The 21,731-nt window shown below is 63.7% G+C and carries 20 protein-coding genes and 2 tRNA genes; 10 read left to right on the top strand and 12 right to left on the bottom strand.

The window, feature by feature from the left end; genetic code table 11:
• Positions 1–16 precede the first annotated feature (16 nt).
• Genes CK501_RS09490 through pyrF form a run of 3 tightly spaced genes read left to right on the top strand, consistent with a single transcriptional unit; the run spans position 17 to position 2,208 of the window.
• Positions 17–322, top strand: coding sequence for a lipopolysaccharide assembly protein LapA domain-containing protein (locus CK501_RS09490; protein ID WP_095617477.1), 306 nt, complete (start codon positions 17–19; stop codon positions 320–322).
• On the top strand, positions 319–1,488 hold the full coding sequence (gene lapB, locus CK501_RS09485) for a lipopolysaccharide assembly protein LapB (RefSeq protein WP_095617476.1): 1,170 nt from the start codon (positions 319–321) through the stop codon (positions 1,486–1,488). Before CK501_RS09490 ends, lapB begins: the two co-directional genes overlap by 4 nt.
• 15 nt (positions 1,489–1,503) lie before the next feature.
• Entirely contained in the window at positions 1,504–2,208 is a 705-nt protein-coding gene (gene pyrF, locus CK501_RS09480) for an orotidine-5'-phosphate decarboxylase (protein ID WP_095617475.1), read from the top strand.
• On the opposite strand, the gene CK501_RS09475 is transcribed toward pyrF, so the two are convergent.
• From CK501_RS09475 to CK501_RS09460, 4 genes are all read right to left on the bottom strand, one after another.
• Entirely contained in the window at positions 2,205–2,567 is a 363-nt protein-coding gene (locus CK501_RS09475) for a translation initiation factor Sui1 (RefSeq protein ID WP_095617474.1), read from the bottom strand. The genes pyrF and CK501_RS09475 overlap by 4 nt on opposite strands.
• A 168-nt stretch (positions 2,568–2,735) precedes the next feature.
• The gene (locus tag CK501_RS09470) at positions 2,736–3,296 is read right to left on the bottom strand and encodes a nucleoside 2-deoxyribosyltransferase (RefSeq protein ID WP_095617473.1); all 561 of its coding nucleotides are present in this window, start codon (positions 3,294–3,296) and stop codon (positions 2,736–2,738) included.
• 52 nt (positions 3,297–3,348) lie between these two features.
• A tRNA-Asn gene (locus CK501_RS09465) sits at positions 3,349–3,424 on the bottom strand.
• A gap of 37 nt (positions 3,425–3,461) precedes the next feature.
• Positions 3,462–4,646: a pyridoxal phosphate-dependent aminotransferase gene (locus tag CK501_RS09460; protein ID WP_095617472.1), complete on the bottom strand. Its 1,185-nt coding sequence runs from the start codon at positions 4,644–4,646 to the stop codon at positions 3,462–3,464.
• 108 nt (positions 4,647–4,754) lie between these two features.
• Here CK501_RS09460 and uvrB point away from each other — a divergent pair, with 108 nt between their 5' ends.
• Positions 4,755–6,782, top strand: coding sequence for an excinuclease ABC subunit UvrB (gene uvrB, locus CK501_RS09455; RefSeq protein ID WP_095617471.1), 2,028 nt, complete (start codon positions 4,755–4,757; stop codon positions 6,780–6,782).
• A gap of 208 nt (positions 6,783–6,990) precedes the next feature.
• Here the strand turns inward: uvrB and CK501_RS09450 are convergent, their stop codons facing one another.
• A complete protein-coding gene (locus CK501_RS09450; protein ID WP_095617470.1) occupies positions 6,991–8,196 on the bottom strand; it encodes a cation diffusion facilitator family transporter in 1,206 nt (401 codons plus the stop codon).
• A 435-nt stretch (positions 8,197–8,631) separates the two neighbouring features.
• Here CK501_RS09450 and CK501_RS09445 point away from each other — a divergent pair, with 435 nt between their 5' ends.
• Entirely contained in the window at positions 8,632–9,657 is a 1,026-nt protein-coding gene (locus tag CK501_RS09445; protein ID WP_095617469.1) for a quinone-dependent dihydroorotate dehydrogenase, read from the top strand.
• A gap of 179 nt (positions 9,658–9,836) precedes the next feature.
• Here the strand turns inward: CK501_RS09445 and rmf are convergent, their stop codons facing one another.
• Entirely contained in the window at positions 9,837–10,049 is a 213-nt protein-coding gene (gene rmf / locus CK501_RS09440) for a ribosome modulation factor (protein WP_095617468.1), read from the bottom strand.
• A gap of 311 nt (positions 10,050–10,360) precedes the next feature.
• Here rmf and CK501_RS09435 point away from each other — a divergent pair, with 311 nt between their 5' ends.
• Positions 10,361–11,878, top strand: coding sequence for a THUMP domain-containing protein (locus CK501_RS09435; RefSeq protein WP_095617467.1), 1,518 nt, complete (start codon positions 10,361–10,363; stop codon positions 11,876–11,878).
• Between the two features lie 9 nt (positions 11,879–11,887).
• Here CK501_RS09435 and CK501_RS09430 read toward each other — a convergent pair whose 3' ends face one another.
• The gene (locus CK501_RS09430) at positions 11,888–12,505 is read right to left on the bottom strand and encodes an outer membrane beta-barrel protein (RefSeq protein ID WP_095617466.1); all 618 of its coding nucleotides are present in this window, start codon (positions 12,503–12,505) and stop codon (positions 11,888–11,890) included.
• 87 nt (positions 12,506–12,592) lie between these two features.
• Positions 12,593–13,087, bottom strand: coding sequence for a hypothetical protein (locus tag CK501_RS09425; protein ID WP_095617465.1), 495 nt, complete (start codon positions 13,085–13,087; stop codon positions 12,593–12,595).
• A gap of 83 nt (positions 13,088–13,170) precedes the next feature.
• Between CK501_RS09425 and CK501_RS09420 the strand changes: the two genes are divergently transcribed.
• Complete coding sequence (locus CK501_RS09420; RefSeq protein WP_095617464.1) at positions 13,171–14,469, top strand: M18 family aminopeptidase; 1,299 nt, start codon at positions 13,171–13,173, stop codon at positions 14,467–14,469.
• A gap of 11 nt (positions 14,470–14,480) precedes the next feature.
• Here the strand turns inward: CK501_RS09420 and CK501_RS09415 are convergent.
• The 3 genes from CK501_RS09415 to CK501_RS09405 all read right to left on the bottom strand — a co-directional run bounded on the left by CK501_RS09415 (position 14,481) and on the right by CK501_RS09405 (position 16,622).
• Positions 14,481–14,556 (bottom strand) — tRNA-Asn (locus tag CK501_RS09415).
• A gap of 20 nt (positions 14,557–14,576) precedes the next feature.
• Complete coding sequence (locus tag CK501_RS09410; RefSeq protein WP_095617463.1) at positions 14,577–15,611, bottom strand: lipase secretion chaperone; 1,035 nt, start codon at positions 15,609–15,611, stop codon at positions 14,577–14,579.
• 60 nt (positions 15,612–15,671) lie between these two features.
• Positions 15,672–16,622, bottom strand: coding sequence for an esterase/lipase family protein (locus tag CK501_RS09405; RefSeq protein ID WP_095617462.1), 951 nt, complete (start codon positions 16,620–16,622; stop codon positions 15,672–15,674).
• Between the two features lie 211 nt (positions 16,623–16,833).
• On the opposite strand from CK501_RS09405, the gene CK501_RS09400 reads away from it, so the two are divergent.
• Complete coding sequence (locus CK501_RS09400) at positions 16,834–17,811, top strand: YheT family hydrolase (protein ID WP_095617461.1); 978 nt, start codon at positions 16,834–16,836, stop codon at positions 17,809–17,811.
• Here the strand turns inward: CK501_RS09400 and CK501_RS09395 are convergent.
• Positions 17,808–18,395: an arylesterase gene (locus CK501_RS09395; protein WP_198949457.1), complete on the bottom strand. Its 588-nt coding sequence runs from the start codon at positions 18,393–18,395 to the stop codon at positions 17,808–17,810. The two genes, CK501_RS09400 and CK501_RS09395, sit on opposite strands and share 4 nt — an antisense overlap.
• Positions 18,396–18,520: 125 nt before the next feature.
• Between CK501_RS09395 and CK501_RS09390 the strand changes: the two genes are divergently transcribed.
• Complete coding sequence (locus CK501_RS09390; RefSeq protein WP_095617460.1) at positions 18,521–19,222, top strand: ABC transporter ATP-binding protein; 702 nt, start codon at positions 18,521–18,523, stop codon at positions 19,220–19,222.
• Positions 19,219–21,705, top strand: coding sequence for an ABC transporter permease (locus tag CK501_RS09385; protein ID WP_095617459.1), 2,487 nt, complete (start codon positions 19,219–19,221; stop codon positions 21,703–21,705). The genes CK501_RS09390 and CK501_RS09385 overlap by 4 nt, the downstream gene beginning before the upstream one ends.
• Positions 21,706–21,731 lie beyond the last annotated feature (26 nt).

Here is a 21,731-nt window from a genome sequence, read left to right as displayed (position 1 = left end):
CGGCAGGGAGGGCCGGATGGCCAGGATACGTCGTATTGTTCTTGTTCTGCTGGCGCTGGTGCTGGGACTGGCGGCGATGCTGTTCAGCTTCAGCAATCGCCAGGAGGTGGTGCTGGATCTTCTGTTGGTGCAGACGCCACCGATAAGCGTGGCGCTGGTCCTGGTGCTGACCCTGATCGTGGGCGCCCTTCTGGGGGCGGCCGCCATGCTGGTACCGCTGATGCGGGCAAGGGCCGGGCGCAGGCGGGCGGAACGGAAACTTCGCAAGTCTGAACAGTCATCTCGTGGGCTGCAACGGGATCCAGTCAAGAGTATTGAATGAACACCATCCTGCAGTGGCTGTTGCTGGCGGTGGCTGTCGGCACCGGCTGGGCGCTGGGGCGTTGGCGGCTGCGTCGGCAGGCCTCACCCGCTCCCATTGATGATGAGGATCGGCTCCGGGAACGTCTCCAGTTCCTGTTCACCAACTATTCCGACGAAGCCATTGAATCCTTCCTGGACTCGCTGGATGTCAACCGGGAGACGGTGAACCTCCATCTCTCCATTGGTGCCCACTTCCGTGATCGGGGCGAAGTCGAGCGGGCAACCCTGATCCATCAGAACCTGCTGGCGCGACCGGAGCTGCCGGGCCGCTATTCCTCGCAGGTGACCTACGAGCTGGCACTGGACTATCTGGCAGCCGGGCTCCTGGATCGGGCCGAGGCGCTGTTGCACGAGCTGCTGGGCACCCGCTCCTATGGCGCCCGTGCGGCGGAGCAGCTGGTGCTGATCTATCAGCGCGAGCGGGACTGGGAGAAGGCTGTGGAGGTGGCGCGCACCCTGGTAGGTATCAACGATACCCGGGAAATCCGTAAGCAGCTTGCCCATCTTCTGTGTGAACAGGCCTCGGATCAGGGAGCGGTGAGCCGGGTTCCGGACCCACGGGAGCTCCTTGAGCAGGCTCTGTCGTACGATCCGGGCTGTGTCCGCGCCAGTCTGCTTCTGGCGGACCTGGCGCGTGAACGGGGCAACTGGCGCGAGGCCCAGCAGCTGCTTCTGAAGGTATTCGACCAGAACCCGGCCTTTGGTCCGGAGGCGGTACGACGCCTGCTCGGCCTGGCCCGGGAGTTCGGGGTTGAGCGAAAGCTTCGCCGGCGCCTGCACCGGATCTATCGGCATCATCCCTCGACCACGCTGCTGCTCTGCCTGGTAGAGGAGGAGGAGCGCTTCAACTCCAGGGACCAGGCACTGTACCTGCTCCATGGTGAACTGCAGCAGCGCCCGAGCCTTCGGGCCCTGATGCATCTGCTGGAAATGGAGGAGGGGCGGGAGCCGCGCCAGGGCACCACGCCCCATCTGGTACGTCAGGTCGGGCAGCGGTTGCTGGAGAAGCGGCCCGCCTATCAGTGCACCCGCTGTGGCTTTGGTGGCCAGCAGCTGCACTGGCTGTGTCCGAGCTGCAAGAACTGGGAGACCGTCGAGCCCTATCAGGGTGTCGAGGGCGAGTAGTTACGGGAGTCATTGATGGCATCGATTATTGTGGCGCTGGATTTTGCGGACCGGCTGGAGGCACTCCAGCTGGTGGATCAGCTGGACCCGGCCCGTTGCCGGCTGAAAGTGGGCAAGGAGATGTTCACCCGCTTTGGTCCAGGGTTCGTGCAGGCCCTGCAGGGGCGGGGGTTTGAGGTCTTTCTGGATCTGAAATTCCATGATATTCCGAATACCGCGGCCGCTGCTGTGGCCTCGGCGGCGGAGCTGGGAGTGTGGATGGTGAACGTCCATGCGTCCGGCGGACGCCGGATGATGGAGGCCTGTGTCCGCGAGCTGGCGAACTTTGGTGAGGATCGGCCGTTCCTCATCGGGGTGACGGTCCTCACGAGCCTGACCGATTCCGAGCTGAAGGAGATAGGTTGGGAAGAGGGTGCCGGTGCGACGGTGAATCGTCTTTCCAGCCTGGCCCGTGAGTCCGGTCTGGACGGGGTGGTGTGCTCCGCGGCTGAGGCGCCGTCGTTGCGTGACGCCATGGGGGCTGACTTCCGGCTGGTGACGCCGGGGATCCGGCCGGCCTTTGCGGCCCAGGGCGATCAGCAGCGGGTAATGACGCCGTCGAAGGCGGTTGCCGCGGGCAGTGATGACCTGGTGATCGGGCGACCGATCACGCGGGCGGAGGATCCGATGGCGGCGCTTGTGGCGATCGAGCAGGAGTTGTCGGAAAACGGGGGCGTCTAGCCGCCGGCTTTCTTCGCTTTCCAGCCTTTCTTTTCGAGTTCGGCAAGCAGGGTGTCGCGGTGGTCGCCCTGGATTTCAATGACGCCGTCCTTGATGGTGCCGCCGGTGCCGCATTTGGCCTTGAGGGTTTTGGCGAGGGCCTTGAGGTCTTTTTCCGGGAGGTCGAGACCGGTGATGAGGGTGACGCCCTTGCCTTTGCGGCCCTTGGTTTCACGCTGGATGCGGACGGTGCCGTCGCTGCTGGTTGAGCGGGTGTCGTTGCTGCACTGGCACTGCTCCAGGGGGTGGCGGCATTCGGGGCAGGTTTTGCCGCCGGCTTCGGTGGAGTAGACGAGACCGCCTTCGTTTTTCCTGCCCATCAGTATTGTCTCCAGATTGGTGCGCTTCTGCTGGTGACAGGGTGTGGTGGTCCTAATCGGGAAACGCCACAAGTACTTCCCTGTAGGCTGCGCGGTCGCCATCCCTGGCGACCGAGCTTCCCGCTTAGGACCACCACACCCTGTCCCCTGGAACGAGTTCGTATTCGCTCAGAGTGTACCAAGTACGCGTGCGATTGCCCTTGTGGCTTCCCTGAAAATCGTTTCGTCGAAGCATTCTTCCGGAGCAAAACCCTCACTCCGCCATTCGAGTGCTCCTGAAACAAAGGCTCCGCCACTGGCCTCAATCCCACAATCCAACATCAGGTTATCGCACAGGCCGAATCCTTCAACCAGGGTGTTGTTGGAGTCGGTCTCGGCGCCGCCGGAGACGCGTTGGTTATAGGGTGTGGCGCAGGTGGTGTAGGCGGCGACGGGTTTGCCCTGGGCGGTCATGTATCCAAGTTCGAAGATGGTGCCGGCGTCGGCGCTGGGCCCTCGGAAAGGGGTCAGGTTGGCAATGAGGCCGTCCGCCTGGTCCATGAGGGCGCGGTTGGCGTCATAGATGAGGCGGGCCGGGTGGTCGGCGTTGGCCAGGTCCAGATCGTTGTCGCAGGGGGAGAGGGCTTCGAGGTTGTGTTCCGCGAGGATGGCCTTCTTCGTGGCTTCGATGCGGTTACGGTTGGTTTCCGGGAAGAAGACGTCTGGTCCGGCGAGGTAGATGCTTGCCATTGGGGCCCCTGAAACAGAAAAAGCCGCTCCGTAGAGCGGCTTTTTTTATGTTTGGCTCCCCGAGCTGGGCTCGAACCAGCGACAACCTGATTAACAGTCAGGTGCTCTACCAACTGAGCTATCGGGGATAGGCGCTGCGTATATTAGGGGCGCTCGGCCCCTTCGTCAAGTCTTGAGAGCCTTCCCGAGTCGCTCGATGGCGTTTTTCAGGTTGTCCATGCTGGTGGCGAAGCTCAGGCGCATATGGCCCGGGGTGCCGAAGGCGGAGCCGGGAACCAGGGCGACGCCGGCGGTGTTGAGCAGGTGTTCGGCCATTTCCACGTCGTCGTTCACCCCCTCGGTCGCCTCGATGGCGCCCTGGAAGCCGGGGAAGGCGTAGAAGGTGCCGTCGCTTTCGATGCACTCCACACCGGGCAGTTCGTTCAGGGCCTTCACCACATAGTCATGACGCTCGTGGAAGGCCTTCAGCATCTCGGTGACACACTCCTGGGGGCCGTTCAGGGCGGCGGTGGCGCCGGCCTGGGAGATGGAGGCCGGGTTGGAGGTGCTCTGGGACTGGATCTTCTTCATGGCGCCGATCACATCCGCCGGGCCGGCGGCGTAGCCGATGCGCCAGCCGGTCATGGAGTAGGCCTTGGAGACGCCGTTGAGCACGAAGGTGCGGTCCTTCAGTGAGGGTGTGGCGTTGACGATGTTGACGAACTCGCCGTTCCAGAGGATGTGTTCGTACATGTCGTCGGTGGCGATCATGACGTCCGGGTATTCCTCCAGGACTTCGCCGATGGCCGCCAGCTCCCCGCGGCTGTAGGCCTTGCCGCTGGGGTTGGAGGGGCTGTTGATCACGACCAGCTTCGTGCGTTCGGTCAGCGCCCCCCGGATCTGGTCTGCAGTGACCTTGAACCCGGTGTCGGCGCTGCTCTCAAGGATGACGGGCGTGCCCTCGGCGATCTTGACCATATCCGGGTAGGAGACCCAGTACGGCGCGGGGATGATGACCTCGTCACCCGGGTTCAGCAGGGCCAGGGCCAGGTTGAAGAAGCTCTGCTTGCCGCCGCAGGAGACCAGAATCTGGTTGCGCTCGTAACTCAGGTTATTGTCCCGGCGGAACTTCTCGATGATGGCATCCTTGAGTTCGGGCGTGCCGTCCACCGGGGTGTACTTGGTCTTGCCGGCATTGAGAGCGTCCACTGCCGCCTGCTTGATGTGCTCGGGGGTATCAAAGTCGGGCTCGCCGGCACCCAGGCCGATGATGTCCTGGCCGGCAGCGCGCAGCTCGGCTGCCTTGCTGGTGATGGCGAGGGTGGGTGAGGGCTTGATCTGCTGGACGCGGTTGGACAGTTGCGCGCTCAAACTCGGGCTCCTGTTGAAAAGTCGGTGTGCCGGAACAACGTTGTGAACATGATAGCATGAGCTTTCCTGCCATGTGCGATCCCCCGGATCCGAAAGAGACGTAACCCTATGTCGAAAGACGACCTGACGTTCCGAGTGGCTTCGGATTTCGAGCCTGCGGGCGACCAGCCCCAGGCGATTGAGAAGCTGGTTGAGGGCATTCATGACGGCCTGATGCACCAGACACTGCTTGGTGTTACCGGCTCGGGCAAAACCTTCACCATGGCCAAGGTGATTGAGCAGGTGCAGCGCCCGACCATCATCATGGCCCACAACAAGACGCTGGCGGCGCAGCTGTACGGTGAATTCCGGGATTTCTTCCCGGACAACGCGGTGGAGTACTTCGTCTCGTACTATGACTATTACCAGCCTGAGGCCTATGTGCCGGCCTCGGATACCTTCATCGAGAAGGATGCCTCGGTGAACGAGCACATCGAGCAGATGCGGCTTTCCGCGACCAAGGCCCTGCTGGAGCGCCCGGACGCCATTATCGTCTCCACCGTGTCCTCCATCTACGGCCTGGGGGATCCGGAGTCCTACCTGCGCATGATCCTGCACGTGACACGGGGCGAGCAGGTGGACCAGCGCGACATCGTGCGGCGGCTGGCGGAACTGCAGTACACCCGCAATGAGACCGAGCTGCAGCGGGGTAATTACCGGGTGCGCGGCGAGGTGATCGATGTTTTCCCGGCGGAGTCCGAGGACCAGGCGGTACGTATTGAGCTGTTTGATGACGAGGTGGAGAACATCGCCTGGTTCGATCCGCTGACCGGGGAGATCATCCAGCGTGTGCCGCGTGTCACCATCTACCCCAAGACGCACTATGTGACGCCGCGCGAGAAAATCCTGAATGCGGTGGATTCCATCAAGGAGGAGCTGGATGAGCGCTTGAAGCAGCTGCGTGCCAACAACAAGCTGCTGGAGGCCCAGCGGCTGGAGGAGCGGACCCGCTACGACATGGAGATGATGCTCGAGCTGGGGTACTGCAACGGCATCGAGAACTACTCCCGCTACCTGTCGGGGCGCGAACCGGGGGCGGCACCGCCAACGCTCTTCGACTATCTGCCGGACAACGCGCTTATGATGATCGACGAGTCCCACGTGACCATTCCCCAGATCGGGGGCATGTACAAGGGCGACCGCTCGCGCAAGGAGACGCTGGTGGAGTATGGCTTCCGCCTGCCATCGGCCCTGGACAACCGGCCCATGCGGTTTGATGAGTGGGAGCGCATAGCGCCCCAGATGATCTTTGTTTCAGCGACGCCGGCCAAGTACGAGGCGGAGCATGCGGGCCAGGTGGCCGAACAGGTGGTACGACCCACGGGGCTGGTGGATCCGGAGATCGAGGTGCGCCCGGCCACGACCCAGGTGGATGATCTGCTTTCGGAGGTGCGCCGCTGTGCTGAGGCAGGGGAACGGGTGCTGGTGACCACCATGACCAAGCGCATGGCGGAGGATCTGACGGACTTCCTGGAGGAGCACAATGTGCGGGTGCGTTATCTGCACTCGGATGTGGACACCGTGGAGCGTGTGGAGATTGTGCGCGATCTGCGCCGGGGTGAGTTCGATGTGCTGGTGGGTATCAACCTGCTGCGCGAGGGCCTGGACATGCCGGAGGTCTCGCTGGTGGCGATTCTGGATGCGGACAAGGAGGGTTTCCTGCGCTCGGATCGGTCGCTGATCCAGACCATGGGGCGTGCCGCCCGGAATGTGAATGGCAAGGCGATTCTGTACGCGGACCGTGAGACGGGGTCGATGCGCCGGGCTATGGATGAGACGGAGCGCCGGCGCGAGAAGCAGATGGCTCACAACGAAGAGCATGGGATCACGCCGAAGGGACTGGACAAGAAGGTGGCGGACATCATGGAGGGTGTCCATGTCCAGCGTAAGCGTGGTGACGGGAGTCGTGAGGTAGCGGAGTCGTCGGCGGATTATTCAGTGGATGTGCATGGCAAGGATGCGGATCAGATGCTGAAGGAGATCGATCGGCTGGAAGACGAGATGTATAAGGCGGCTTCGAATCTGGAGTTTGAGAAGGCGGCTCGGCTCAGGGATGAGGCCAATAAGCTGAAGGAGGCGGCTTTGCGGTATGGCTGAGGTGTCGTCACAGGCTGGTTAATCGGCTGCCTGGCGTTCAGGGGAGCAGGGGATGCTCTCCGGGAAACGCTGTGAATACATCCCTGTACGCTGCTCTTCCGCCATCCATGGCTCCAGAGCTTCCCTCCGAGCATCCCCTGCTCCCCTGAACACCGAGACCGTGCTCACTGCATGCCTCTGGGACCATCACTCCCCTTGGTGGGAGTGATCAGTTCTGGTTCGGCCCGGTGCGGAATTCGTCGGCGTACCAGATGCGGATATCGCCGATCCAGGGCAGGTCGCTGGTGCGGGACTTGAGCTGGCAGGTCAGGCACTGCTGGTTGCGGGAGGCCTCGTTCACCGCGGTACGGCTTTCCAGGTAGAGCTCCACGGAGACTTCGTCTGAGAGGTAATGGAGTCGCGGGGGGCAGGTGTTGTGGAAGTTGATCAGGTCGCCCCAGCGTTCCTCCAGCTGGTTGGCCACGGCGCTGCGTGAGGGCAGGATGGCGGCGTGGACGTTCTGCTGGACGGCTTCGTCTTCGGCGTCGATGTGGAAGGTGACCTCGCGTACGTCCGGGACGGCTTCGAGGAGGCGGTGTTCGGCGCGTACGCCGATTTCGTGGCCTTCGGAGACGCTGACTTCGGGGTCCACCTGGAGGTGGATGTCGAGGAGGAAGTCGGAGCCCATGCGGCGGCTCTTGATGGCGTTCACCGAGCGGACGCCTTCGGTGGCTTCGGCGACTTCGCGCAGGTGGCGCTGTTTGTCCACCGGCATGGCGGTATCCACCAGTTCCTTGACGTTGTCCCAGGCGAGGTGCCAGCCGACACGGGCAACGATCACGGCGATGCCACAGGCGGCGACGGCGTCGAGCCAGGGATAGCCCAGCATGGCACCAGAGGCGCCGAGCATTACCACGATGGAGGAGAAGGCGTCCGTGCGGCTGTGCCAGGCGTTGGCCACCAGCAGGTCGGAGCGTATGGCTTTCCCCACCCTGAGGGTGTAGTGATAGATCCATTCCTTGCCGAGGACGGCAGCAGCAGCCACCACCAGCACAGGCCAGCCGGGTACGCCGAGATCAACGTGCATGACCCGCTGTACAGCTTCCCAGGCAAGGACGCCGGCGAGTGCGATCAGGGCGCTGCCGAGAATGACCGCGCCCAGGGTCTCGAAGCGTTCGTGACCGTAGGGGTGGTCTTCGTCCGGCTCCTCACGGGAGATACGGAACAGCACCAGTACCATGATGTCCGAGGCGACATCGGAGAAGGAATGGACGCCGTCCGCGATCAGGGCATAGGAGTTGTAGAAAAAGCCGATGATGACCTTCACAACGCCCAGCAGGGCATCGAGAACGAGCCCGACGAGGGTTACCCGGCGCGCGGACTGGAGTTCGCTTTCCGGCGCGTGATCAAGGGCTGTGTCTTCGGATGCATTCATAAACCGCACTGCTTCTCTCGGGCGCGCTCAGGATAACCCGGATATGGCGACCGGGGACAGGGCGCAGTGTAAATGGTCTGGCCAACCTTTTCATCCTTCAATGGTAAGGAATGGGGTTGATTTTATGCACAGAAGTGGTGCTGGGACCTGTTGTTCGCAAAATGCCGTCAAAAGCCGGACTTAGCGCACGGACTTTTATAAGTATCTGAAAAATAATAGAAAATTTATTGGTCAAAGAATAAACAATCTGTAGATTTCCGCCATTGGCAGGCGGTCTGGCGGTTTGCCACAAAAAAATTCACAGAGTTTTCCACAGATTCCGTGGAAAAGGTCATGGCGCTGTCATCGTTATGACACGGAAAGCCTTTCGCGGCCACCGCCTCCATTCCTGTATACTGCTGGCTTTACAGCAGAAAACCACCCCGGTGATTCCCCATGTACCAGGCCCTGCGCCCCCTTTTTTTCCGGCTTCCTCCCGAGACGGCCCACTGGCTCGCCCTGGAATCGGCCCGGGCGGTTGCGGGAAGCGGGCTGCTCGGGCGTCTATGGCCCGCACCCCCTGCTGCGCCCGTTGAGGTGATGGGGCTGACCCTGCCGAATCCGGTAGGGCTGGCCGCGGGCCTGGACAAGGAGGGGCGCTACATTGATGCCCTGGGGGAGCTGGGGTTCGGATTTCTGGAAATCGGCACGGTCACCCCGCGTCCGCAGCCCGGAAACCCGAAGCCCCGGCTGTTCCGGCTTCCGGCCCATGAGGCCATCATCAACCGCATGGGTTTCAACAACCATGGCCTGGAGGCCATGGCCGCCAATATCCGGGCCAGCCGCTACAGCGGCATACTGGGGATCAATGTGGGCCGTAACAAGGATACCCCGGCGGATCAGGCACTGGCTGACTATCTCGCCGGGATTGAGCGCATGTGGTCGCTGGCGGATTATCTCACCATCAACGTGTCCTCTCCCAACACGCCCGGTCTCCGGGACCTGCAGCATGGGGACGCACTGCGGTCGCTGCTGGCCGGGATCCGGGAGAAGCAGCTGGCGCTGACCGAATCCATGGGCCATTACGTGCCCATCGCGGTCAAGGTGGCGCCGGACATGGATGAAGCCGCCGTCCGCTTTATGGCGGAAACGCTGCGCGGGGTAGGGATGGATGGCGTCATCGCCACCAATACCACGGTGGATCATTCAGCGGTGCTGCGGGATCCACTGGGCGAGGAAACCGGAGGCCTGAGTGGTCGCCCACTGGCGGAACCTTCCACGGCAGTGATCCGCCAGCTCCGCGCTGAGCTGGGGGCGGATTTCCCCATCATCGGGGTGGGCGGTATTACCAGCAGTGCCGCGGCGCTTGCCAAGATCCGGGCGGGGGCTTCGGCGGTCCAGCTCTATTCCGGGCTGATCTATCGGGGGCCGCAACTGGTGGCGGAGTGCGCCCGCGCCATTGCGGGTGGTTCCGGGGCCTGAACGAAAACGGGCCCGCGCTAGCGGGCCCGTGGGGGACGAGTGGTCCCCCTTTCGCGTATGCAGAGATGGAGCCTCTGTATGTGTCAGGGGGCGAGTGGCCCCCTCAGGTCTGTAGCCCCTTTACGGTGGCATGCAGTGCTTTCAGGTTTTTCCGGGTTGGCCGCCTCGCGGCGGTCAGTTCACGCTGTCAGATACGGCATCTTGTGTATTGAGGAGACACCCTGTGTCAGTCCGCTCCAATGGTCTTCTCGACCTTCTCGCCACCCGTTCATCCATTCCTGTCGGGTTTCCGGTTTATCCAGTGGGCAGTTTTCCTTGGACCTGCCGGACAAACCTGCCATATAACCGCGTTTGTAGGCGCGGGCTGACATGTCTCGCTTCTGTTTTTTCATGCTCTCTACCTCATGTGGTCACATCGGTCATGAGCGTGCGCACGAATCCGCCACCCTTCACTGAGCACCCGTCGCGGTTGGTCGGCAGCGTGAAACCGACGGTGATCCGCTCAGGGGCGTTGGCGGATGGATCGATCCTGTCAGGGCCCTTGTCGCCCGATCTTCTCGGGCGGTGTCATTGACGCGTCATAGTCAGTAAAGCGCAAAATCTGAGCAGTGTATACCCAGATAAAACCAATCATGCCCGGGGTTCTGATTGGCGATGCCAATAACCCTTCTGTGACGGGCACAAACGCCAAGGATCCGTGGAATTGAAGACCGATGATTTTTTTGTAACCGCCTCATGGGGCCTTCTGGAACTGTTGGCGGACGAAATGGCCGCCTTTGGTATTGAGGTGACCGGGCGTGCGTCCGCCGGGCTCTGGGTGCGGACGGACATGGCCGGTGCCCGTGGGATATGCCTGTGGTCACGGCTGGCAAGCCGGGTCACTCTGCATCTCCACCAGGCGCCTGCGGACAGTGCGGACACCGTCCGCAGGGCGGCGAGAGCCATTCCCTGGGAGGCGTGGCTGCGGCCGGAGATGACGTTCCGGGTCCGTTTCCAGGGTACCCATGGGGACATCCTGAGCCCGCGTTTCGGCGCCCAGTGCGTCAAGGACGGGCTGATGGAGCGGGTCCGGAGCCAGGGGGGAGCGGAGCCGGTCATGACGCCCGATCAACCGGATCTGCCGATACAGGCGAGGCTGCGTCACGGCCAGCTTGAACTGGGGCTGGATATGGCCGGTGCCAGCCTGCATCAGCGCGGATACCGCAGCGAGGCCGGCGAGGCACCGTTGCGTGAAACGCTGGCCGCCGGGCTGCTGTACCGGGCCGGCTGGCCGGAGGTGGCCAAAGCGGGTGGGGACCTGGCGGACTCGTTCTGCGGCTCGGGGACCATTCTGGTTGAGGCTGCCATGATGGCGACGGATACCGCGCCAGGGCTGTTCCGTGGCTTTGCCTTTGAGGGCTGGCCGGGGGCGGTTACCGAGGGCTGGCCCGCGCAGCGGGCGGAAGCGGACGAGCGCCGGAAACAGGGGCTGGCGGACAGTCGTTCCCGCTTCCGTGGTACGGACATGGATGGCCGTGTGGTGGCGGCCGCCTGGCGCAACATTGAGCGGGCCGGTTTCAGCGACCGGATCCACGTGGAGAAGTGCGACGTGGCGGAGTGGCGTATGCCGGAGAAGGCCAGAACCGGTCTGATCCTGACCAATCCGCCCTACGGTAACCGGCTGGAGTCCCGGGAACGGGCGGCGGAACTGTTCCGGATCCTGGGAGAACGGCTCCGCAGCGAGGCTGTGGGCTGGCGTTTCGGGCTGCTGCTGTCGGAATCGGAACTCGGCCACCAGCTGGGCCTGCGCTCACGGCGCCAGTACCGGTTCTACAATGGCTCACTGGAAACCACGCTGCTGCTGTTCGACATCCGCGAGAGCGAGTTCCGCCAGCCGGAGCAGTCCCTGGAGGAACTGCGTACGGGCATTCCGGAGCCGGCAATCCACAATGAGGAGCGGGCTGCGATGCTGGCCAACCGGCTGCGCAAGAACCGGCGTCACCTGCGCCGGCGGATCAACCAGGCGCCTGACGAGTCCCACTGCCTCTATGATGCGGATATACCGGAATACGCGGTGCGCATCACCCAGACCGGGAAACAGTTGACGGTTACGGAGTACGCGCCGCCGGCCTCGGTGCCGGAGAAAGCGGCCCGCCAGAGGTTGGCGGAGGTGCTGGCGGTGGCGCCGGATGTGCTGGGAATTGATCCCGGGGCGGTCTCGTACGAGTACGTCAGGCGCTGAAAAAGCTGTTCAGAAGTCCAGCCGCAGGCCGACGTTCCACTGGCGGATCCGGATGCTGGTGGTGGTGTCCTGATGCAGCTGGCCGTATTCCACGAACAGGCTGGAATTGCCGATGAAATCCACATCCGTGCCCACCAGCCAGCTGCGGCTCATGCTGGTTTCGAGGTAGGGGGCCTCGGTCACGGTCACATTGCCGTCGTCATCCTCACTGGTGCGCGTGGCCGTGGTCTCCACGTGGCTCATGCCGAACTGCGCATAGGCGCGTGAGAACATGGTCCAGTGGTAGTAGACGCCGATGTAGGCGCTGGCGTAGTAGTCGATGTTCAGTTCCAGATCAGCGGTCTCTTCCTCGGGGGAGGGCGCTGCGCCCCCCCTTGCCTCAACCTTGATGTAGTCATTCAGGAACTTGCCGAGCACGATGCCCGAGGTGGTGACGGTGGCCTTGCCGTTGCCGTCACTGAGGTTCTTGTGCCGGAAGTGCGAGCCGGTCACGCCGAGATAGTACTCGCCGGCTTTGCTTTCAGCTTCCGGCTGCTGGGGGCGCTGCGGTCTCTGCTGGGCCATGGCCGGCAGGCTGGTGACCACCAGGAGCGCGGTGCAGGTCAGGAGAACGGGAATGCGGCGCATAGGCTGGCTTATCCGTGGCGCTGAATTGCCGCGGATTGTCACCCACCTGCAGCGCGCTGTCGTCGAAACCGGTCACAAAGTCCGCGTTCAGCCGGAAGAATCCGGATCGGTGAGGCCCTCCTCGCGTGCGAGCAGCAGCTGGGCATAGACTGCGTTCTCCGCCACACTGGCATCCAGCGTCTCGCGCAGGATGATGTCCTGATAACGGTCATTGAGGCTTTCAAAGCTCTCATGATGGAGCAGGGCGGTCATTGGGGCCAGTTCGAACCCGGCCTGGATGCCCAGGGCCTCGCAGAGGAAGTCCAGCAGCTGATCGTCCGGATCCAGGCCGTCCGAGAACACCGTGGTTTCCCCCAGGTCCTCGTTCATTTCCCGCAGCACATCCACCGGTGCCACGCCCCGGTCGCGGAAGAACTCATCGTCCAGCAGGCGCTCATCCAGGTCCTCTGCCAGCCAATCATCCTCCGGGCGGATGATGACGTACTTGATCCGGCCGTCACTCAGGGACCAGGCCACGGCGGTGGGGAACAGCTGCGGCCCGTTGTCGTCGTACTCGAATTTGAGAAACTGTGGAATCCGCATGGGGGTCTCATCCTGCGCTATGCTGTGGGAGCCCAATGGTAAACCCGCACACTTTCTGAGGCGAGACGCAGACGGGAGTCCGCATGGAACTGAATACTTTCAATGAGGGCCTGCTCGAATTCCTGGGGCAGTCTCCAACCCCCTGGCACGCCGTGGGCAACATGGCCGGGATGCTCGACGCCGCTGGATTCCAGCGCCTGGACGAAGGAGACCCCTGGTCCCTGGCGCCGGGGCAGGGCTATTACGTGGTGCGCAATGGGTCGGCGCTGGTGGCGTTTCACACCGGCCGGCGATCGCCTGCGGAGGCAGGCTGGCGCATGATGGGCGCGCACACGGACAGTCCCTGCCTGCGCGTGAAACCCAACCCGGAGATCCGCCGGAACGGCTGCCTTCAGCTGGGCGTGGAGGTCTACGGTGGCGCACTGCTCAATCCCTGGTTCGACCGGGATCTATCCATGGCGGGACGGGTGACCTATGAGGACGATCAGGGGCGGAGACGGGATACCCTGGTCGACTTCCGCCGCCCCGTGGCGGTGATTCCCTCGCTGGCGATCCACCTGGACCGGGACGCCAACAGCAGTCGCAGCATCAACAACCAGCAGCACCTGCCCCCGGTTACCCTGCTCACCGCCGAGCATCCGGATACGGATTTCGAGCAGCTGTTGGCGCAGCAGTTACGGGCCGATCAGCCGGGAATCAACCTGCGCCGGATCCTGGAGCATGAGATCTGTCTCTATGATACCCAGGCCCCGGCCCGGGTGGGCATGGCCGGGGAATTCATCACCTCCGCTCGACTGGACAATCTGCTCAGCTGCTGGCTGGGCGTGCAGGCATTGTTGGCCTCGGACGGTGCCCAGCCGGCCCTGGCGGTGTTCAATGATCATGAGGAAGTGGGCAGCATGACCGCTGAGGGTGCTCAGGGCCCGCTCCTGGAATCCGTGTTGCAGCGCTGGGTCGGGGGCGAGGATCGGCACCGGGCACTGGCCCGGTCGATGATGATGTCCGTGGATAACGCCCATGCCATCCATCCCAATTACCCGGAGTATTACGATGACGCTCATGGGCCGGTGATGAATGAAGGGCCGGTGATCAAGATCAACCGCAATCAGCGTTACGCCAGCAGTACCCGCACCAGTGGCCTTTTCCGGCACTTGAGTGGTGAACTCGGGGTGCCCTGCCAGACCTTTGTGGTGCGTTCTGACATGGGGTGTGGCAGCACCATCGGTCCACTGACCGCCGCAGGTATCGGGATCAGTACTCTTGATGTGGGTGTCCCCCAGCTTGCCATGCATTCCATCCGGGAGATGGCCGGAAGCCGTGATGCGCACTCGCTCTATCGGGTATTGCGGCGCTACTTTGAACTGGACAGTCTCTGGGACTGAAAGGCGGGAATTGGCTCCCCGAGCTGGGCTCGAACCAGCGACAACCTGATTAACAGTCAGGTGCTCTACCAACTGAGCTATCGGGGAGCTGCAGAAGAGGGCGAATACTACCCATCCTGGCGTGAGGCGTCAATCCGGGACAGGGCCCGGGCACGGCGGCGTTCCGCTTCCGAATCGAAATGCTCTGAACGCAGCCGTTCCAGCGCCTGGCGCCGGTCGGATTCGGTCAGGCTGTCATTGCTGCGGATGCGCTGTTTTTCCCGCTGGTAGCGTTCCAGCCGTTGCTGCCACCGGGCACGCTCCTCATCCAGTTCCGCCAGCTGGTCAGCCGCCTCCGCTCCGAGTTCGCGGCTGCGCAGGGCGTGGATCTCGGCGTCACTGGCCCCCTCCTCGCGCATCCGGCGCGTCTTCTCACGCAGGGTGCTGTAGGTCCGCGAGCGCTCCCGCACCTGCTGGACGTGTTCCGGCAGCATCTCTTCGAGATCCCGCAGGCGCTCGCGTTTCTCGTCGTCGCTGAGGTCCGGGTTGTTCTCGATCCGCTGGCGGGCCAGCTGGTTTTCGATCCGCTGCTGCTCGCGCCCGAAGAAACCCTCGGCCATGGCCTCGCCCAGGTGACTGCGGCGCAGCTGTTTCAGCTGGTTCAGCACGTGCCGGGTCTGCTCCGGGGTCACCTCGCCCATCCGGGTTTCCAGATTGCCCGCGGCCTCCCGGTAATCCAGGTAGCGGTCGAGCGCGTCCATAACGTCCTCGCGGATCGCCCCGGGAACCTCTCTCTCAACCATGGCCTGGCGCATGCGATCACGCATGGCGGCTTCGTCGTCCTGCGAGCGGGTCAGACCGATGAAAAAGTCCATGAACCGGCGCAGGTCCCGGTCAAAGACCAGGTTGCCGTTCATGTCCACCCTTATGGCCCCGTCAATGGCAATACCCTCGACGGTGTCATCCAGAGGCAGCGCCTGCTTCGGGGGGGCCTTGGCGGGACTGTTGCGGTCACTGGCGTCGGGGACGCCGTGTTCCAGGGGCGTCACCGAGCCTTCCGGGGAAGAGGGCCCCGGGTCTTCCGGTGACAGCAGGAAAAGACTGAATCCGAGCGTGGCGGTGCCGGCGATGGCACCCGCCAGGATTCCTTGTCTGATGCCCATGTCAGAGTACTCCTGTGCTCCCGGCCCAGAGGGGGCCGGGATGCTCTCTGGGATGCTGGATCAGAGTCCGGCCTGTTGCAGGCGGTTGGCCTGCTGGCGGTAGAGCTCCACCGGATCCGCCGCATGGCGGGAGGTGATGCCAAACAGGTGGTTCACCGTGTCCAGATGGTTGAGCTCATAACCGACACTGATGACCTTGCCCAGTTTCATACTGCAGGCGGGAACCAGTCCGTCGTTGGGCTCGTCAATGAGGGTGCCGGTAGCCGCCAGCAGCGGATCACTGGCATCCAGGAGGTTGGTCTTCACCACGTCCCCGCCCCAGGAGTAGTAGCGGATACCGTTTGCTTCCGCGGCACCATCGTTGCCGCAGTACTCCGAGGGAACACCGCCAGGGAAGTCCTGGTTGAAGGCAATGCTGCCCTGCGTGCTCAGTGACTGGATGGCGGCGCCGGTATCCTGGGGCAGACCGCCGCCGGAGGCACCGTCCACGATGCTGAATACAATGTCACCAAGGCCGTCGAGCTCGCCACTGGCCGTTGCGTCCGCCACGGGTGTACCCCAGTTGACGCCGCTCACGCTGGTCGCCGAGGCCACCAGGTCCGGCGCCACACCGGCCACGTAACGCACGGTGGGTCCGCCATGACTGTGACCGATCAGGTTCACCTTCTCGGCGTCGGTGGTGGCGACAATCTCCTGGACCTGGGCCAGAAGCTGCTCACCACGCACTGCTGTGGAGTTGGCGGCCGAAACCTGTGGCACGTAGACCTCGGCGCCATCCTCGGCAAGCGCTCCGGGGATGCCGTTGAAATAGTCAACAATCCCGAAGAGGTTATCGAAGCCGGAGAGCCCGTGGACCAGCACGATCGGGTGCTGGGTTTCGGTGTAGCCCTGGTCGTCGTTACCCCAGCTGAAGAGGCTGTCGAGTAAGCCGGCACTGGCACTGTGTGCCCCCAGGGTGAGGGCCAGGGCCGTGCCCGTGAGGACCGGTGCGGTATGTTTACGGAAGGTCATATCGATTTCCTTTTGTTGTTGGTCGATTAACCGTTTGTCAAAATCTGATCCAATCACAAAAAGTCGCGTCACGACATTGTTCGCGAAGGCATCTTTGTTGTTTCGCCCGGACAATGGCCAGGTGTTATGTAACCCGGTGACATGGATCACAGGGTTCAGCGGATCAAAAGCACTTCCGGAGCGGGCGGGCAAGCCGATACACTCGTTTCCCATGACGCAGAAAAACCGCAGTAACGAGCAGTTCCAGCCCCCGGTGTGGCTCCGTAACCCCCATCTGCAGACCGTCTGGCCCACGCTTTTCCGCCGGATCGACTTTGTGCCGGATGCCACGGAACGACTGGAGACGCCGGACAATGATTTCCTGGATCTCGACTGGTACCAGCGCGGCAACGGACGACTTCTCGTGCTCAGCCACGGGCTGGAGGGCTACAGCCGCCGCCCCTACATGCTGGGTATGGTGCAGGCAGCGCTTGCCTGCGGCTGGGACGTGCTGGCCTGGAACTTCCGTTCCTGCAGTGGTGAGATGAATCGCCAGCCCTGCTTCTATCACAGCGGTTCCAGCGACGACCTTTCGCTGGTGGTGGAGCGGGCACTGGCTGAGTCCCCGGCCTATGACAGCATCGCGCTGGGCGGTTTCAGCATGGGTGGCAACGTCACCCTGGTCTATCTGGGGGAACGTGGGGCGTCACTGGATCCCCGGATCCGGGGCGCCGCGGTTTTCTCGGTACCCTGCGATCTGGCGGGCAGTGCCCGGGAACTGGCGAAGCCCGCCAACCGCTTCTACATGAGCCGCTTCATGGATGAGCTGCGGGTCAAGGTCCGCGCCAAGCATGAGCTCTATCCCGATCTGATACCGCTGGAGGGACTGGATCGCATGAAAACCTTCGCGGAGTACGACGACCAGTATACCGCGCCCCTGCACGGATTCCGGGATGCCGAGGACTACTGGTACCGCTGCTCCAGCACCCGGTTTCTGGGGGGTGTCCGGGTGCCGGCGCTGATCGTCAACGCGGCGGATGATCCCTTCCTGAGCCCTGGCAGCTATCCCCATGCAGAGGTGATGGAAAACCATCGGATCAGGCTGGAGGTGCCCCGATACGGCGGCCATGTGGGCTTTGTGGGGGATGAACGCAACGGGCAGTACTGGTCCGAGTGGCGGGCGATGCGGTTCCTTGAGTCGCTGGACTAGTCCGTTTCCGCCAGCAGCGGCTGCAGTGCCTCCCATACGCGATCCCGTATGAGCGGCTGGGCTTTGGCCGTGGGGTGGATGCCGTCGTCCTGCATCATGCCCTCCCGATCATGGATCGCCTCGAGCAGGAAGGGAATGAAGGCCAGCTCCTTGTCTTCCGCAAGGGTTCTGTACTGCTGGCGGAACGCGTCCGTATAGGCGCGCCCGTAGTTGGGCGGGATTTCGATGCCCACCAGCAGGACCCTCGCACCGTCGGCGCGGATGCGTTCAACCATGCTGGTGAGATTGGCGCGGATGGTAGCCGGGTCCTTACCACGCAGCCCGTCGTTGCCGCCGAGCTCCAGTATGACCAGCTCCGGGGACTGGGACTCCAGCATCCGGTCGATCCGCCGCAGCCCGCCGTCAGTGGTTTCGCCGCTGATGCTGGCGTTGACCACGTCCCACTCCGGTGCCTCCTGCGTCATGCGCTCCTCCAGCAGGCTGACCCAGCCGTCCTCTTCAGCCATGCCGTAGGCCGCGCTCAGGCTGTCGCCGTAGACCACCAGGGTGTTGGCCTGCGCCAGTACGGGGAGGAGGGTGGCCATCAGAGCCAGCATCATGGCCCGCAGGAATGAACCGGGCAGGCTTTCGCGCGTATTAAGTGAGGGTATACCACGCCAGGTGTGGCGATTAGGATTTACAGCTGTCATAGACCAACCGGAGACCATGGGTGAGTGAGGCAACTGACGCAATCATAAGGGCACAGGACCTGAGTCACCAGGTGGAAGTGGGGGCGGAGACGCTGACCCTTTTGAGTGACATCAACCTCAGCGTCGCAGCAGGGGAATCGGTCGCCATCCTGGGCCGCTCCGGTTCGGGCAAGACCACGCTGCTGGGCCTCCTGGCGGGGCTGGACCTGCCCTCTGCAGGAACCGTGGACCTTGCCGGTGAGCGCATCAGTGCCATGGATGAGGACAGTCGGGCCCGGCATCGCGCCAACCGGGTGGGCTTCGTGTTCCAGTCCTTCCAGCTGCTGCCCACCCTGAGTGCCCTGGAAAACGTTCTGCTGCCGCTGGAACTTGGTGATGTACGTGATGCCTCGGGCCGGGCAAAGGAACTGCTGGAGCGTGTGGGGCTGGGCGAACGCCTGGGCCACACCCCCCGTCAGCTTTCAGGGGGTGAACAGCAGCGCGTGGCGATTGCACGGGCCTTTGCCGCCAACCCGGCGGTGCTGTTTGCCGATGAGCCCACGGGTAATCTGGACACGACCACGGGGCAGCAGGTTGCAGACCTGCTGATGGCGCTCAACGCCGAGCAGGGCACCACCCTGGTGCTGGTGACCCACGACGAGGAGCTGGCCGGGCGCTGCAACAGGCGCATCCGCATGGACGGTGGCAGGTTGCTCGACGCAGCCGCGGAGCCTTCCTCATGAGCGGTCTTCACCGGCTCGGGTGGCTCTCGCGGCGGGACTGGCGCCAGCGGGATGTGCGGGTGATGCTGGCCTCGCTAATGGTGGCCGTGGGGATTGTGGCGACCATTGGGCTGTTCGCGGACCACCTGCAGCGCACCATCATGACCTCGGCCACCAGTTTCCTGGCCGCGGACCGTCAGCTGGCGTCCTCCCATCCACTGCCGGAGGCTTTCCGGAGCGAGGCGGAGAAACGGGGGCTGGCCACCGCCCGCCAGATCTCGTTTGCCACCATGCTCCAGGGTGGGAAGGACATGGAACTGGTACGCGTGCGGGCCGTGGATGGCGATTACCCCCTGCGCGGTGAGGTTGAGATCCAGGATGCGCCCGGCGAATCGCGCCGTATGGTGGATCATGGCCCGCAGGAAGGCGGGATATGGGTGAACTCGCGCCTTCTGAGGCTGCTGGATGTGGCGCCCGGAGACCGCGTCGGTGTCGGTGACGTGCGCCTGCGTATTACCGGTGTTCTGGTGCGCTCCCCGGATGCCGGTTTTGACCTGGCAGCACTGGCACCGAGGGTGATGATGCATCACGCGGATGTTGAGGCGGCCGGGGTGGTGCAGCCGGGCAGCCGCCTGACCTATCGGGACCTTTACGCCGGTACGGCGTCGCAGCTCAGCGGCTTTCATGAATGGCTTGAACCGCAGCTCAGCGAAGGGCAGCGCTGGCGCAGTGTTGAGGATGGCCAGGCCGGTGTCTCGGATGCCCTGGACCGGGCGGAGCGCTTCCTGCTGCTGGGGGGCAGCCTGGCGGTGCTTCTGGCGGCGGTCGCGGTGGCTGTTGCCAGCCGCCAGTATGCTCTGGGCCAGCGCGACACCGTCGCACTGCTCAAGACCCTGGGGCTGGACGGACGTACCATCGGCCGGCTCTACCTGTTGCGCCTGGGGCTCTGGGGTCTGGTTGGTACTGGCCTCGGCCTGTTACTCGCGTTGCCGCTGTTCGCGGTTCTGGCCCATATCGCCAACCGCTTTCTCGAGGAGCCGGTGGCCTGGCAGGTGAGCCCGGCGGCACTGCTGCCGGCGCTGGTCACCGCCTTCGTGGCCCTGTTCGCCTTTGCCTGGCCGCCCATACGGCGCCTTCGTCGCGTTACCGCCATGCAGGTGCTGCGGGCGGCGCCGGGGGAACAGGGACGCTGGGTAGTACTGGACCTGACGGTTGCGGTGGTCGCCATATTCGGTCTGCTGTGGTTCTACAGCGGTGAAGTCTGGCTGGTGCTGGCGCTGCTCGGGGGGCTGGCTGCGTTGCTGGCGGTGCTGACACTGCTTTCCGCGGGCATCGTCAGCATTCTCGGGCGCATCCGCGGTGGCAATCGCGCCTGGCGGCTGGCACTGGTGGCCCTGTACCGCCACCGGCGCTCCGGTCTGGCCCAGATGTCGGTCTTTGCCATGGTTCTGATGCTGGCGGCGACACTCTTCCTCACCCGCTCCGCGTTGCTGGAGGACTGGCACCGCCAGCTTCCGGAAGACGCGCCCAACCACTTCCTGATCAATATCGCGCCGGAAAAAGTGGATGCCGTGGGCGACTTCCTCGAAGCGCATGGCATGAGCTTTGAGGCCCTGTACCCCATGGTCCGCGGCCGACTGGTGCGGATCAATGGCGAGCCGGTGCGCCAGGCCGTCTCCAAACACGACGAGATCGGCGCTCTGAACCGGGACCTGAACCTGACCTGGATGGCTGAGCTGCCTTCGGACAACCGTCTGGAGCGGGGTCAGTGGTGGGATGACACCGGTGGCGAGGGCGTCTCGGTTGAGGCTGAGCTGTTCGAGGAAATGGGGCTGTCGATGGGCGATGAGCTGACGTTCCGGATCGGGGGACAGCAGGTCACGGCGCCGGTACGCAGTGTGCGCAGTGTGCAGTGGGAGAGCATGCGGCCGAACTTCTTCATGGTGTTCGCGCCGGGCAAGCTGGATAACCTCTCCGCCACCTGGCTGACCAGCTTCCACTTGGAGGAGGGGCGGAAGGGTCTGCTCAATGAGCTGGGTCGCCAGTTTCCGGCAGTGTCGATCCTGGAGGTGGACCACTTCATCGAGCGCATCCGGAGCATCATCGCCCAGGTGACGCGGGCCATGGAGGCCCTTTTGAGCATGATCCTGGTGTCAGCGCTGCTGGTGATGGCGGCCGTGGTCAGTGCCACCCTGGGCGCACGCCAGCGCGAGGGCGCCCTGCTGCGGACCCTGGGTGCGCGGCGGGGACTGCTGGTGGGCAGCAGCATGCTGGAGTTCGCGCTCATGGGGCTGATTGCGGGATTCCTCGGGGTCCTGGCGGCGGAGCTGGCGGTGTGGGCGCTGCAGTACCGGCTGTTCGAGGGCAGCTTCCGGCTGCACGCGGAGCTCTGGCTGGTGCTTCCGGCGGTCAGCGCGCTGGTTCTGGCGCTGATGGGGCGCTGGCAGCTGTCACCGGTGCTGAACGTCTCGCCCATGCTACTGTTACGGCGACTGGAAGACTGAGCCCGTGGAAAAACGGCGGGCGAGCC

It is taken from the genome of Halovibrio salipaludis, from assembly GCF_002286965.1.
GTDB classification, from domain to species: domain Bacteria; phylum Pseudomonadota; class Gammaproteobacteria; order Pseudomonadales; family Oleiphilaceae; genus Halospina; species Halospina salipaludis.
This window is presented reverse-complemented; position numbering and strand designations above follow the sequence as displayed.

Bases quoted from the DNA above. Each gene is read 5' to 3' on its own strand.
- CK501_RS09490 (WP_095617477.1), top strand. From the start codon at position 17: ATGGCCAGGATACGTCGTATTGTTCTTGTTCTGCTGGCGCTGGTGCTG.
- lapB (WP_095617476.1), top strand. From the start codon at position 319: ATGAACACCATCCTGCAGTGGCTGTTGCTGGCGGTGGCTGTCGGCACC.
- pyrF (WP_095617475.1), top strand. From the start codon at position 1,504: ATGGCATCGATTATTGTGGCGCTGGATTTTGCGGACCGGCTGGAGGCA.
- CK501_RS09475 (WP_095617474.1), bottom strand. From the start codon at position 2,567: ATGGGCAGGAAAAACGAAGGCGGTCTCGTCTACTCCACCGAAGCCGGC.
- CK501_RS09470 (WP_095617473.1), bottom strand. From the start codon at position 3,296: ATGGCAAGCATCTACCTCGCCGGACCAGACGTCTTCTTCCCGGAAACC.
- uvrB (WP_095617471.1), top strand. From the start codon at position 4,755: ATGTCGAAAGACGACCTGACGTTCCGAGTGGCTTCGGATTTCGAGCCT.
- CK501_RS09450 (WP_095617470.1), bottom strand. From the start codon at position 8,196: ATGAATGCATCCGAAGACACAGCCCTTGATCACGCGCCGGAAAGCGAA.
- CK501_RS09445 (WP_095617469.1), top strand. From the start codon at position 8,632: ATGTACCAGGCCCTGCGCCCCCTTTTTTTCCGGCTTCCTCCCGAGACG.
- rmf (WP_095617468.1), bottom strand. From the start codon at position 10,049: ATGAAAAAACAGAAGCGAGACATGTCAGCCCGCGCCTACAAACGCGGT.
- CK501_RS09430 (WP_095617466.1), bottom strand. From the start codon at position 12,505: ATGCGCCGCATTCCCGTTCTCCTGACCTGCACCGCGCTCCTGGTGGTC.
- CK501_RS09425 (WP_095617465.1), bottom strand. From the start codon at position 13,087: ATGCGGATTCCACAGTTTCTCAAATTCGAGTACGACGACAACGGGCCG.
- CK501_RS09420 (WP_095617464.1), top strand. From the start codon at position 13,171: ATGGAACTGAATACTTTCAATGAGGGCCTGCTCGAATTCCTGGGGCAG.
- CK501_RS09410 (WP_095617463.1), bottom strand. From the start codon at position 15,611: ATGGGCATCAGACAAGGAATCCTGGCGGGTGCCATCGCCGGCACCGCC.
- CK501_RS09405 (WP_095617462.1), bottom strand. From the start codon at position 16,622: ATGACCTTCCGTAAACATACCGCACCGGTCCTCACGGGCACGGCCCTG.
- CK501_RS09400 (WP_095617461.1), top strand. From the start codon at position 16,834: ATGACGCAGAAAAACCGCAGTAACGAGCAGTTCCAGCCCCCGGTGTGG.
- CK501_RS09395 (WP_198949457.1), bottom strand. From the start codon at position 18,395: ATGGCCACCCTCCTCCCCGTACTGGCGCAGGCCAACACCCTGGTGGTC.
- CK501_RS09385 (WP_095617459.1), top strand. From the start codon at position 19,219: ATGAGCGGTCTTCACCGGCTCGGGTGGCTCTCGCGGCGGGACTGGCGC.